Below are 13,059 nucleotides of genomic sequence, written 5' to 3'. Positions count from 1 at the left end.
GGGCTTACCTAATATTGCAGGTGACTAACGTCAACCCAATTATCATTTTTGCGAATAAGATCAATAAGTTGTTGATATTGAGCTCCCTCTTTAAAGGTTTGATAAGGAGCCACCGACTCACCTTTAATATCTTTGACTAATTCTCTAATCAGGTAGCGCCAATTTCTTTCCGTATCACCTTCAACATCCGGTATGTTTTTAACAATATCCTCAGGTAAGGCCACTTCAACCCACTGCTTATTGTCGTCATATACATACAAGGGGCCACTGGCATAGTGCCCTTTGATGTAGATCGCGCCTTTACTGCCATAAATCACGATATGGTCTTCATTAAAACGAGGGTGTAAACCACCGTGTTTAAACAACACAGACACCGGTTTAGTCGCCAGTTTGCTTTCTAACTGGGCTAATACGGTATACGACCACTCCACATTAGATTCGCCCCACTTAAGCGAGGGATCATTTAAGTCATCAGGAATATAGTCGCGACGGTTTTTGAAGTTATGCACACCTTCAACAATAGGTGCCTTGCCTAAGTCATCACGTACTTCGCCCATAATAGATAGGATTTTTTCACCTATGATTGACGTAACAATGGATAACTTATGAGTGAAATTATTGCTCAGACGACCACCACCATCTTCTTTGCGATGTGACCAGCCAAAGGGAATACTGCGCTCTAAGTTAAAGTGCGAAATACACTCAACTTCTAAGGGCTCGCCAATAACACCTGCTTCGACTAAACGTTTAGCATGAATAACATCGGGCATGTATCTGAAACTAGCAGCAAAGGCAGTTTTCACTTTTTTTGCTTGGGCTAAGTCATGTAGTTTTTTGGCTGATTCACCACAGGTGGTAAGGGGTTTGTCACTGAATACATGGCAACCAAATTCTATGGCTTGCTGAATCGCTTCTTCATGGGCGCCGCCCGGAGTGGCAATCGAAACCACATCAGGTTTACAGTCAATAAGGGCTTGTTGCCAGTCGGTGCCTGCATAAGGAATATTCATGTCTGAGGCAACTTGTTGTACTACTTTTGGTGTACGGCCAACTATGCCGACAACTTCAGCACCTGCGAACCTAAAAGCTTGTGCATGTCCTTGTCCGGCAAAGCCGGTTCCCTGTATCAATACTCGTATATTTTTACTCATGTTATTTATCTCGACTTATAATCTCAAATTATCATTTCAAGCTAAGAACGATTAAATTCACAATAGATGAATTACCAGTTCCATACCGTTCCGTCTTCCAAACGGCTGACCGGAAGGTAAGAACGTTTATAGGGGTATTCTTGAGCCGCTTCTTCATCAAACTCAATGCCTAAACCCGGAGCATCGTTAAGATAGGCCATGCCATCTTTAACTTCGAAACCGTGTTTAAAAATCCGAGCTGAGTGGGCATTCCCAAAACCAACAAATTCTTGAATACCAAAGTTAGGCGCCCAAATATTCAAATGCATATGGGCAGCAAAACAAATGGGTGAAAGGTCAGGCGCACCGTGGGGGGCGATTTTTACGTTATAAATACTGGCAAAATCAGCAATGCGTCTTAATGCGGTAATGCCACCAGCATGGGTAGCTGCAACGCGGATATAATCAATTAACTGATTTTGGATCAGATCTTTACAATCCCAAATCGTATTATAGGTTTCACCTATCGCCAGAGGGACAGTGGTGTGTTGTCTAATCACCTTATAATTATCTTGATTTTCAGCCATGGAGGCGTCTTCTAAAAAGAATAAACCAAAGGGCTCTAATAATTTGCCCAATCTAGCTGACTCGATAGGCGTCAAACGGCTATGCACATCGTGTAGTAAATGAACGTTGTTACCTAAGCGAGCTCGCGCTTGCTGAAATAGCTCAACAATCATATTGAAATACTTTTGCGTGCACCATTCTTCTTCTGGAGGTAAAGGTCGACTGCCTTGCAACTCAAAATAGTCCGCTTTATCGCCAAGCACGCCGTAAGTGACATTCAAACCTGGCACAGCACACTGCAAACGTACGGCTTTAAAGCCTTGTTTGATATGCTGTTCAGCTTTATCCAAAGTGTCTTCTATGGTTTCGCCACTCGCGTGGGCATACAAGGTCACGCCTTTTCTGCTTTTTCCACCCAGTAATTGGTAAACCGGTAAACCCGCGGCTTTACCTTTGATATCCCAAAGTGCCATGTCTATCGCTGCGATGGCTGCCATATTGACCGGCCCTTTACGCCAATAAACGCCTTTGTATAAATACTGCCAGATATCTTCAATGTCATGGGCATTTCGCCCAATCAAGCAGGGAGCTACATGCTCTTGCAAATAAGCTACAACGGCCATTTCTCGACCATTAAGGGTGGCATCACCTACGCCATACAGCCCTGCATCAGTAAAAATTTTTACGGTGACAAAGTTTCTGCCAGGGCTACAAACAAATACTTTAACTTCGGTAATTTTCAACTTATAGCCTCTCTTTGTAGTTGTTTTAAAAGTTACTAAACCGGTTTAGTTGAACAAATTATCATAATATTGCAATATGTCAACATCTCACCAAAAAATTAGTCCACAGATAATAAATACCCATGGCCAAAGTAAAATTAATTGATGTTGCTCTACTTGCTGGCGTCTCTAAAAGCACCGCATCCCAATACCTTAATGGTCGTTTTGAGTTTATGTCGAAGGATACTCAAGAGCGTATTAGAGCGGCAGTGAGTGAATTGGATTATGTGCCTAATCCCATTGCCAGAAACCTAAAGGCGACTAAAACTAAAACCATAGGTGTCATCGTTAGGGATATCACAGGTTTTTATACCAGTAAGGCTATTCGTGGGGTTGATGATTGGTGTAAACAAAATGATTATAACGCCTTAATCTACAATACCGATTTTGACTCTGCCATTGAAGCAAAGTCGCTGGAGGCCTTATATCAACTGCGGGTCGACGGCATCATCATCGCATCTTCAGGTAAAAATACTAAGCTCATCGCCGAGTACGTGAAAAAAGGCATGCCCATAGTGCAGTTTCAGTTGGAACACGATGGTAGTGAAAAAAATATCATCTTGTCAGACTATAAACAGGCGGCTTTTGATGCCACTGAATACCTCATTAAACTTGGCCATAAACGCATCTGTTTTATGTCACAAGACTTTAAAAAAGTGAAATCCAGAAACGAACGTTATCAAGGTTATGCCGACGCCTTAAGTAAATATGACATTCCACTTGAGCCAACCTTAATTCAATATTGGCAACGTGAAACAGGATTCCAACAATCCATTCAACACATCATGCAGTCTGCGGCTCCCAGCGCCTTTTTCACCCAGCATTTAGCAATAACGACCGATCTTTTAACGGCCTTAAACCAAGAGCACATATCAATACCTGATGATGTTTCGTTAATAGGTTTTGATGATCTGCCTATGGCAGAGTTTTTTAAAGTCCCTATCACAGTCATTAAACAAGAGCCTTATATCATTGGCCTAGAAGCCGCTAAAATATTACTCGGTAGCATTAATGATGTTAATAAACCTGCGCAAAAAATAATGATTTCATGCTCTTTGGTGACAAGGCAATCATGTAAAAAAATATAGTCTCAGCAACAAAGCGAGTTATATACATTATAAATTTAGCAGGGAACTAAATCGGTTTATAAAATATAACTAGGCTGATTAAGTTAAAACGATTAAACACGTTTTTCTATGTCGCTATTGTGAGCCAACAAACAAAGTAATAAGTACAGCAGTTTTTTTGCCGACTTTAGGTCGGCAAAAATTTTGAGATCAACTGGCTTTTAAGTAATTTTTAGTTTGCCCTAATCTTTAATAATAGCTTTATAACTAAGAGCAAAATTTGCAGGTAAAACAACATGTTGAGCATCTAAAACAGCTCCATCGCTTGCTTGCCATTTTAGCGACTTGCCAACAGTAGAGCCCTTTGGTAAAACAAAGCTTTTAAAATCGCTATTAATTTTAAATGTATCTTCCCCAATAAAGGTAAGTCCATCAGGCAAATCAACATAGCTTAAGCGGTTAGCAAGAAACGCTTTATGGCCAATGGACTTAAGCCCAGCAGGTAAGTCCACACTGGTGAGGCGGTTGTCTCGAAACGCACTATCCTCAATGGTCGTAAGCCCAGCAGGCAAATCCACACTGATTAAGAAGTTAACATTAAAAGCACTATCCTCAATGGTCGTGATCCCTGCAGGCAAGGTCAAAGTGGTTATGCGGTTATTCTGAAACGCAAAATCCCCAATTGACTTAACCCCAGCCGGCAAATCCACAACGATTAGGCTGTTATCTCGAAATGCGCTACTTTGAACTGACGTAAGTCCTGCAGGCCAAGTCACATGGCTTATGCTGTTAGTTGCAAAAGCACTATTACTGATAGTCGTAAGGCCAGTAGGCAAATCTACTCTACTTAAGGTATTGAACTCAAAAGCAGCATCGCCAATAGATGTCAGCCCAGCAGGTAAATCGACTCTAGTTAGGCGGTTATTCTGAAAAGCCTTATCTCCAATAGACGTAAGCCTAGCGGGCAAATCCACACTGCTTAGGCCCTTATTTTGAAAAGCATGCTGCCCAATCGCTTTTATTACTTGGCCGTCAAGCATCTCGGGGATAACAATATCGGCTTGATAATTATCCCCACTAACGTTGGTAAGAGTCGAGGAAGTAATTATCCCATTGACTACCTTTACATCATTAGCAGTAAGGGTATAAGGTGTTTTCGACTGGACTGAAAACGTGAATGCAAACAAAGCGATTGTATTCAATATAATTCGACTGATCTTCATATTCTATGCTCTCTGGGTATGCGGTATTCGAGGTGTATGGAATGTAACGCGCTTAGTCACATATCAATTTATTTGACGGCATCATGTTGAATTTAAACACCACAATATGTCCAATATGAGTCGGGGCATATTTTCATATGACCCGACATTTTTATCGGTATATCAATTGGTTAGATATATTCAGTTAACATTTTACCAGCGATAGCTAGCACCAAGTGTAACTCGACGGTCGGTAAGACCTTGGAAACATAATAAAGCCCCACCGTTAACACATGATTGTGATACTTCAGACTCAGTTAAGTTGACGCCTTCAAGTCCAATATTTAATTGCTCAGTCACATCATAACTAATGCTGGCATTAAGCTGTCCTCTGTCTTCTTGTACAACCATGAATCCCCAGGGGTAACTAGATGTACTGCCAAAATCTTCTGAGCGGTGAGCTTCACGCCATGTATAACGCATTCTGGCTGAAAGTCCGAACTTCTCGTAGTACAAGGTAAAGTTATAAGCATTTTCAGAAAGATCGGGCAAACCATGTAGAGCGGAAACTTCAATCCCCTCAATACCTGTAGAGGCTGCAAATATTTCATTAGGACGACTTGCGGCATTATCAACTGCTTCACCACCATCAAACTTCTGGATCGTATAGTTGGCTAAAACACCAAAACCAGATGCCCAGCCTAAGTCATCTTCAAAACTAGATAGGTCAAATTGGACTGCCATTTCAAGCCCTTCTTGTGTGGTTTCACCTGTGTCATTGATCGTCGTTGACCAAGGTACACAAACGCCCACACCAACAGGACCAAATACGTTTATGTCAGCAATAGGGTTCCAAATACCACCTTGCTCACAAACCGGCCCAACCGTATCACGGAAGCCAGTCACTGGATCTTGATAGGGGTCTACTTGCTGCCCAGCAAATAGGTCGCTACGTGTTTTATGGAAATATCCAATGCTTAATACACTTGCTTGCGTGAAATACCACTCAGCCGTCAGGTCAAATGAGGTAACTTCTTCAGGCACTAAATTTGGGTTACCAACTGAAACAGGTGGGTTAGGACTAGTGCTATAGGTAACTGAAGTTGAAAGGTCGTCAAAGTCAGGACGACGAATATCTTTGCCCCAACCGGCACGCACTACGATATCGTCTGTTACATCAGCAACAATGTTGATCCTAGGTAGTAAAAAGTCGTAATCACCCACTGTTGTTACTTGTGACACTGTAGGGTTGCCATTTACATCTGTAGTGATTGAATTACCTGTTGAAGCCACTTCGGTCTTTAGATAACGAACACCAAAGTTACCGCGTATATAATCGGTAGCAAAATTTGCTTGCGCATAAAGAGCGCTAGTCGTTTCTTCGATATCAAAAAATGCGCTAACTTCTGACGTAGGTGCAGTAATAGGAGTTGATCCACCATGTGCAGTAACGGCATCATTTAGAATACGTAACACATTATCTTGGTCGGCAGTAACCATATCAGGATTTATCATCAGGAAATCTTTAACAAATAACTCTCGACCATCTGCGTCGCCAAAGTTATCTGGGCCTGCAGTAAGAAGCTCAGTGAATAAGTCACCTCTAGGGCTGTCTGCATAAGTTCTTAAACCAACGTTAGCACGGATCTGATCCGTCATACTTGTTGATTTACTATAACGCAAACCAAAGTCGACACTAGTTAACGCAGACCAATCTAAGCTATAAGTAAAATCAGTACGCAAGGCCTCTTCAGTGTTTTCAGTGCGATCTCGCGCCGTTTGTACGTCACGTAAAATGTAATTTGCTGGATCCATCATATCTGCAGCCGTTGGCGCGTTTGCTTCACCAAAAGCGATGCCAAATGCTAATGAGCCACCCGTTAAATCATAAATGAACGGTGTCCCGTTTTCATTGGATGAATTAATTGCCGCATTGGGGTTAATAAAGTTAAGCGTGGTGTTAATTCGAGGGTTAGTCGAGTTAGAACTTGACGATGACGCTTCAACGACTACTTTAAGATTTTCACCTTGCCATTCGCCACCCAATCTAAATATTTCGCTCTTGGTTACCCGCGAGCTGGTATCGGCCGCAACACGCAAATTTGGATCGGCACCACCCACTTCAACAGGAATAACGCCTTTAGTTGCTGCTTGGATACTACCAAGATCCAAACCATCTAAAATACCAAAGTTAACAGTTTCAAAGGCACTAGGAACGCCAACACCAATTACATCACTTACGCCTGAAGCTTGGATTGATGAACTTTCTGCATAACGCTGTTGATCATTGATAGTGGCATCAAAATAAAACTTCAACTCGGAATTGGGCGCCCATTCTAATGAACCAGCAAAATTCACTGTTTCATATTCATCGTTATCGTAATCTTGGTTAAGAAATTGTATTCCAAGAAAATCAAAATCTTGCGCGTTGGGCGTACCGCCATCTGAGGTAACAACGTTATCGCGGTCAACACGAGGACGGAAAGCGGTTACGTCTTGCTCTGCATAACTAGCGCTGAAAACAACACCAAATCTGCCTTTGTCAGTATCCCAATTGTCACCGTAGGTGCCAGATAATCGAGGCTTAACACCGTCAGTTGAAAGACTACTGGATTCACCCTGTACTCTGACAGACGCTAAGGTTTCGCTTAATTGCAGAGGACGAATAGTACGTAAGTTAATAGTACCACCTACCGAACCTTCGATAGTTTTTGCTTCAGAAGCTTTGGTAACTTCAACAGCGGCAATAATTGAAGCTGAAACATCTTCAAAATTAATACCGCTACGACCAGCTCCAGACCCAACAGTAGAAACACCATTAATTTCCGTGCGGTTGGCGTTAGTACCACGGATCTGCACGCCCGTACCCACACCTGCAGAACGAGTAATTTGCACGCCTGTTACATTCTCTAACACCTCAGCAAGGTTTTGGTCAGGCAATTTACCAATATCTTCTGCTTGAATAATCTCTACTAAGTTAGTTGAATCGCGCTTTTCTAAAAGTGCACTTGTCAGCGCACTACGTATTCCACTTACCTGTATAACTTCAATATCTCCATCAGCTTGAGCTTCTTGCGCCGAAATAATTGGAGCTGTCAGCATCGCGACTATGGCTGCACTGTAAATTACAGTATTTGTTCTACGACTCTTCAGGACAGAACTTACTTTATTAAGTTTAGTTTTCATGGGGTCTCCACTCACTTGGTAGTGTCAGATTTATTGTTTATGTTTCGGGATCTTGTAAATAAATTGTTTCAACTGTGGGGCCAACCGCTTTGTAGTCTCTATAGCTGAATAAACACTGTGTATTCGTTATAAATACCAATTTTGGCCTTCTATTTAGTTACCAATCCGATTGCGTATCCTAGGCAACAAAACCGATTTACTAAACCGGTTTATTTAATTAAATTAACATATCATTACAGAATGTCAACATTCAAATATTTAGCGTTTTAAAGAATGCCTAGTAGTTCAGCCGGAGAAGTAAAATGGCTGGTGAGCGTCAGACAATTCTATCTGAGATGTAGCAACATACCTTGGTGGCAGTTGCTCGATAGCGTCGTTTTTAGCGGTAAGTCTGACTGTAAGTGCTTGCGCTTGGGTTTATGACAAGTGGAACTGATATTTTTTATTAGTTTGAAAACTAAATCACATCGTTTTTTACGCAGTTTGATCAGGCTGGATTTTTTCCAAACTAAACCGGATCTCACAAAATCACCCTTGAGATTTATAAGTAACTGTATATACTCACAGTTCACTGTATAGAAAAACAGGCTGTTTATGCGTCCACTAACATCGCGCCAAGAAGAAGTATTGCAACTCATCAAAGACACCATGCAAGAGACTGGCATGCCGCCAACCCGTGCTGAAATTGCCCTAAGGTTAGGTTTTAAATCAGCCAATGCTGCTGAAGAACATCTCAAAGCGCTGGCACGTAAGGGCGTCATTGACATACTGCCTGGCACGTCTCGTGGCATTAAAGTCAATGTGTCGATGGATGACCAGTTAGAAGAGTTGGGCCTACCCTTAATTGGGCGAGTTGCAGCGGGTGAACCCATACTTGCCGCTGAGCATGTCGAGGGGCATTATAAGGTTGACCCCAACCTGTTTAAACCCAGCGCTGATTTTTTATTACGAGTAAGCGGCATGAGTATGAAAGATATTGGCATACTAGATGGAGACTTATTAGCCGTGCATCGCACCTCTGACGTGCACAACGGTCAAGTGGTGGTGGCCAGAGTTGAAGATGATGTCACGGTAAAAAGAATTGAAAAGAAAGGCAGACAGGTGTTATTGCATGCTGAAAATGATGCCTTTTCGCCCATTAAAGTTGACCTTGCTACTCAGGCATTTGCTATAGAAGGCATTGCCGTTGGCGTTATCCGCAGTTCTGACTGGATGTAATACGTTTAAGCTCATGTAATTTTGGATAAACTGCACCTCACTTGATGTGCAGTTATCTCGATTGGCTTGAGTGACAAAGACGTGTTTATTTTATCGTCTTACCTATCAAACCGTTTTTTAGTTATCCTATATTTAAGCAGCCAATAAACCCTGTATTGCTTATTAAAAGAATCCTGCTTTTTTTCAGTTGGAACACATAAATATTGTTTTTTGTGTGCCAAATTAAAACGGTAGGTAACTGATATTTCGATTATTCCGTACGTTAGGACCTTAAATATTCAACTCAAATTATCAAGGTTAATTTGTCTTAGAATTGGCAAACTTGATTTATTAACAACTTTCTGCTTAAAAATCGCCCAATCGCGCAAGTAATAAACAAAAAAGCTAGACTATCGCCTATAAAATAAGTAATTCTTATCATTCATTTAACAAGTGCATAACAACGGCTTGTCTTATTCTTACCTAAAGATGTTAGTATGAATTGATTTTTGGGTTATTCAATAAATGGAATAAAAACAATGGGTTTGACAGCGAGGGGTGTCGAGTGAAAAGAATGTTATCCAAATTTGGGTTAGTCCTAGCTGGTTTAGTAGCGAGTCCCGTCTTTGCAGAATCGAGCGCTAAAGCTTCACAATACCAATTGAATATGACCAAAGGGGTCACAGATATCAGCGCAGATGTTTATGATCTGCATATGTTGATGTTTAAGATCTGTGTGGCTATCGCTGTTGTGGTATTTGGTGTGATGTTTTGGGCTATGTGGTTTCATCGCAAGTCAAAGGGAGCCAAACCAGCCCACTTTCATGAAAGTGTTAAAGTAGAAATAGCTTGGACCGTCATCCCTTTTATCATCCTTATTTTTATGGCCATTCCTGCTGCTAAAACGCTAATTGCTATGGAAGATGCCAGCGAGCCTGATCTCACTATTATCGTGACGGGTTCTCAATGGAAATGGCATTACAAATACATGGATGACGGTGTTGAGTACTATTCCAAAATGGCAACTCAGCAAGACGAAATTCATGGCAAGCTTGAAAAAGGTGAAAACTACCTACTTGAAGTTGACCGTCCACTCGTTATTCCAATTAATAAAAAAGTACGTTTTTTGATTACCTCTGATGATGTTATCCATGCTTGGTGGGTACCTGATTTTGCGGTTAAACAAGATGCTAACCCAGGTTTTATCAATGACGCATGGGCGAATGCTAAAGAGCCAGGTATATACCGTGGACAATGCGCCGAATTATGCGGTAAAGATCATGGCTTCATGCCGATTGTGGTTATTGCCAAAGAGCAAGCTGATTACGATAAGTGGATAACTGAGCAAAAAGACATTCTTGCTAAAGCCAAAGAAGAAGAACAACGATTGTTAGCCATGAATATGACAATGGATGAAGCAATGGCGACAGGTGAAAAAGTTTACTTAGCCAACTGTGCGGCCTGTCATATGCCCAATGGTCAAGGTTTACCCGGTGTATTCCCTGCATTAAAGGGCAGCCAAATTGCCACTAAAGATCAACCTAAACATATTGATGTACTGCTAAATGGCGTAGCGGGCACGGCAATGCAGGCTTATGCCAAACAATTATCTATGACAGATATTGCTGCCGTTGTTACCTATGAGCGTAATGCTTGGGGTAATAACACAGGTGATCTGGTACAAGCCAAAGACATTAATTCAGCCATAAACGGTAAATAGGAGGAGATGAACATGACTACCACGACAAGTGAACATCAACATGACGATCATAGTCATGATGACGGACATCATGAACATCATATTCCTAAAGGCATAAAACGTTGGTTGTACACCACTAACCATAAAGATATCGGTACTTTATACCTTTGGTTTGCCTTCATTATGTTTTTAATTGGCGGCGCCATGGCTATGGTGATCCGCGCAGAGTTATTTCAACCCGGTTTACAAATAGTTGATCCAAACTTTTTTAACCAGATGACTACGGTTCATGGTTTGATCATGGTATTTGGTGCAGTTATGCCAGCCTTTACTGGCTTAGCAAACTGGTTAGTTCCTATGATGATTGGTGCGCCAGATATGGCTTTACCACGTATGAACAACTGGAGTTTTTGGATCCTACCTTTTGCGTTTTTGATCTTGTTATCTTCATTGTTTATGGAAGGCGGCGGCCCAGCTTTTGGTTGGACTTTTTACGCCCCACTTTCTACAACATACAGTAACGACACTACCGCATTGTTTGTTTTCTCGGTACACATTATGGGTGCTTCATCCATCATGGGTGCGATCAACGTTATCGTCACTATCTTTAACATGCGTGCACCAGGTATGACATGGATGAAAATGCCATTGTTTGTATGGACTTGGTTGATAACCGCATTTTTATTAATAGCAGTAATGCCGGTATTAGCGGGCGCGGTGACTATGGTGTTAACCGATAAGTTTTTTGGTACCAGCTTTTTTGATGCTGCGGGTGGCGGTGACCCTGTCATGTTCCAACATATTTTCTGGTTCTTTGGGCACCCTGAAGTTTACATTATGATTTTACCAGCCTTTGGTATCATTTCGCAGATCGTTCCAACCTTTTCACGCAAACCACTATTTGGTTATGCGTCGATGGTTTACGCCACTACATCTATCGCTTTGTTGTCGTTTATCGTATGGGCTCACCATATGTTTACGACAGGTATGCCCGTGGCCGCAGAAATGTTTTTCATGTTAGCAACCATGCTCATTTCCGTACCCACTGGCGTAAAAGTATTTAACTGGGTAGCGACGATGTGGCGCGGTTCAATCTCTTATGAAGTGCCGATGTTGTTTGCGCTAGCCTTTATCGTATTGTTTACCATTGGTGGTTTGTCAGGTTTGATGTTGGCCATAGTGCCAGTGGATTTCCAATACCATGATACCTATTTTGTCGTAGCGCATTTCCACTATGTATTAGTAACGGGTGCCATCTTTTCCATTATGGCCGCGGTGTATTACTGGTTGCCTAAGTGGACAGGTAAAATGTTTGATATCACCTTGGCTAAATGGCACTTCTGGTGTTCATTAGTGTCCGTCAACGTGCTGTTTTTCCCTATGCACTTTGTAGGACTAGCCGGTATGCCAAGACGTATCCCTGATTACGCCCTACAGTTTGCTGATTTTAACAAATGGATAAGCTTGGGTGGTTTTGCCTTTGGTTTGTCTCAGTTAATCTTTTTAGCCCTGTTAATTAAAGCTTGTCGTAAAAAAGGTGAGCCCGTTAGTGCACAAGTGTGGGAAGGTGCTGAAGGTTTAGAGTGGGAAATTCCTTCACCTGCTCCTTACCATACCTTTGAAACACCGCCTGTTGTGAAATAAGCAGAAACGGAAGCCAACAGCCATGTCTCAAATGCCACAACAAAACAAAAAAATGGTGATCAAATTGGTCGCTATTGTTGTGGCAATGTTTGGTTTTGGTTTTGCGTTGGTGCCCTTGTATGACGTTTTTTGTGACCTAACCGGTCTCAATGGCAAAACCTCTAATACTGCGGCTGTTTATGAGTCTATAGAAATCGACGAAAGCCGTTTAATAACCGTGTCGTTTATTACTAGAACCAATACTGGTATGGCTTGGCAGTTTGCTGCTGAGACACAAGTAGTGAAGGTTCATCCTGGACAAATGAGTCAGATAAATTTTACGGCGGTTAACCCCACTAATAGAATGATAGTCGGACAGGCTGTACCTTCTGTTTCACCAGGCCCCGCGGCTTTGTATCTGAACAAAACCGAATGTTTTTGTTTTGAACAACAAATTTTGCAAGCTGGTGAACATGTCACCATGCCAATGCGCTTTTATGTTGACCCGCAATTACCCAAAGATATTACGTATTTTACCGTGCAATATACCCTCTATGATGTCACTTCTGCAGAGCAGCAAGTTGCACTCAACCGCGGGTAAAAGGA

9 protein-coding genes are annotated in these 13,059 nt (G+C 41.8%); 5 read left to right on the top strand and 4 right to left on the bottom strand.

The window, feature by feature from the left end:
- Positions 1-8: 8 nt before the first annotated feature.
- Positions 9-1,151 carry a Gfo/Idh/MocA family protein gene (locus AX660_RS06345; protein ID WP_068374104.1) on the bottom strand — a complete coding sequence of 381 codons (1,143 nt, stop codon included), beginning with the start codon at positions 1,149-1,151 and terminating at the stop codon, positions 9-11.
- A gap of 71 nt (positions 1,152-1,222) precedes the next feature.
- On the bottom strand, positions 1,223-2,440 hold the full coding sequence (manD, locus tag AX660_RS06340) for a D-mannonate dehydratase ManD (RefSeq protein WP_068374103.1): 1,218 nt from the start codon (positions 2,438-2,440) through the stop codon (positions 1,223-1,225).
- Positions 2,441-2,562: 122 nt separating this feature from the next.
- Here manD and AX660_RS06335 point away from each other — a divergent pair, with 122 nt between their 5' ends.
- Entirely contained in the window at positions 2,563-3,567 is a 1,005-nt protein-coding gene (locus tag AX660_RS06335; RefSeq protein WP_068374102.1) for a LacI family DNA-binding transcriptional regulator, read from the top strand.
- 221 nt (positions 3,568-3,788) lie between these two features.
- Here AX660_RS06335 and AX660_RS06330 read toward each other — a convergent pair whose 3' ends face one another.
- Together AX660_RS06330 and AX660_RS06325 are read right to left on the bottom strand one after the other, a co-directional pair.
- Positions 3,789-4,769, bottom strand: coding sequence for a leucine-rich repeat domain-containing protein (locus tag AX660_RS06330; protein ID WP_068374101.1), 981 nt, complete (start codon positions 4,767-4,769; stop codon positions 3,789-3,791).
- 192 nt (positions 4,770-4,961) lie between these two features.
- Positions 4,962-7,934, bottom strand: a complete 2,973-nt coding sequence (locus AX660_RS06325) for a TonB-dependent receptor (protein WP_068374098.1) — start codon at positions 7,932-7,934, stop codon at positions 4,962-4,964.
- Between the two features lie 594 nt (positions 7,935-8,528).
- Between AX660_RS06325 and lexA the strand changes: the two genes are divergently transcribed.
- From lexA to AX660_RS06305, 4 genes are all read left to right on the top strand, one after another.
- Positions 8,529-9,152: a transcriptional repressor LexA gene (lexA, locus tag AX660_RS06320; RefSeq protein WP_068374095.1), complete on the top strand. Its 624-nt coding sequence runs from the start codon at positions 8,529-8,531 to the stop codon at positions 9,150-9,152.
- Positions 9,153-9,705: 553 nt separating this feature from the next.
- The gene (gene coxB, locus AX660_RS06315; RefSeq protein ID WP_068374089.1) at positions 9,706-10,851 is read left to right on the top strand and encodes a cytochrome c oxidase subunit II; all 1,146 of its coding nucleotides are present in this window, start codon (positions 9,706-9,708) and stop codon (positions 10,849-10,851) included.
- Between the two features lie 12 nt (positions 10,852-10,863).
- Entirely contained in the window at positions 10,864-12,474 is a 1,611-nt protein-coding gene (ctaD, locus tag AX660_RS06310) for a cytochrome c oxidase subunit I (protein ID WP_106404030.1), read from the top strand.
- A 31-nt stretch (positions 12,475-12,505) separates the two neighbouring features.
- On the top strand, positions 12,506-13,054 hold the full coding sequence (locus AX660_RS06305; RefSeq protein ID WP_201027421.1) for a cytochrome c oxidase assembly protein: 549 nt from the start codon (positions 12,506-12,508) through the stop codon (positions 13,052-13,054).
- Positions 13,055-13,059: the final 5 nt, after the last annotated feature.

Origin of the sequence: Paraglaciecola hydrolytica (assembly GCF_001565895.1) — a bacterium.
GTDB classification, from domain to species: Bacteria; Pseudomonadota; Gammaproteobacteria; order Enterobacterales; family Alteromonadaceae; genus Paraglaciecola; species Paraglaciecola hydrolytica.
Note: the sequence above shows the minus strand (reverse complement) of the source record. Positions and strands in the feature narration are given on the sequence as shown.

Excerpts from the sequence above, each read along its gene's own strand:
- AX660_RS06345 (WP_068374104.1), bottom strand. The coding sequence starts at position 1,151 with ATGAGTAAAAATATACGAGTATTGATACAGGGAACCGGCTTTGCCGGA.
- AX660_RS06335 (WP_068374102.1), top strand. The coding sequence starts at position 2,563 with ATGGCCAAAGTAAAATTAATTGATGTTGCTCTACTTGCTGGCGTCTCT.
- AX660_RS06330 (WP_068374101.1), bottom strand. The coding sequence starts at position 4,769 with ATGAAGATCAGTCGAATTATATTGAATACAATCGCTTTGTTTGCATTC.
- AX660_RS06325 (WP_068374098.1), bottom strand. The coding sequence starts at position 7,934 with ATGAAAACTAAACTTAATAAAGTAAGTTCTGTCCTGAAGAGTCGTAGA.
- lexA (WP_068374095.1), top strand. The coding sequence starts at position 8,529 with ATGCGTCCACTAACATCGCGCCAAGAAGAAGTATTGCAACTCATCAAA.
- coxB (WP_068374089.1), top strand. The coding sequence starts at position 9,706 with ATGTTATCCAAATTTGGGTTAGTCCTAGCTGGTTTAGTAGCGAGTCCC.
- ctaD (WP_106404030.1), top strand. The coding sequence starts at position 10,864 with ATGACTACCACGACAAGTGAACATCAACATGACGATCATAGTCATGAT.
- AX660_RS06305 (WP_201027421.1), top strand. The coding sequence starts at position 12,506 with ATGCCACAACAAAACAAAAAAATGGTGATCAAATTGGTCGCTATTGTT.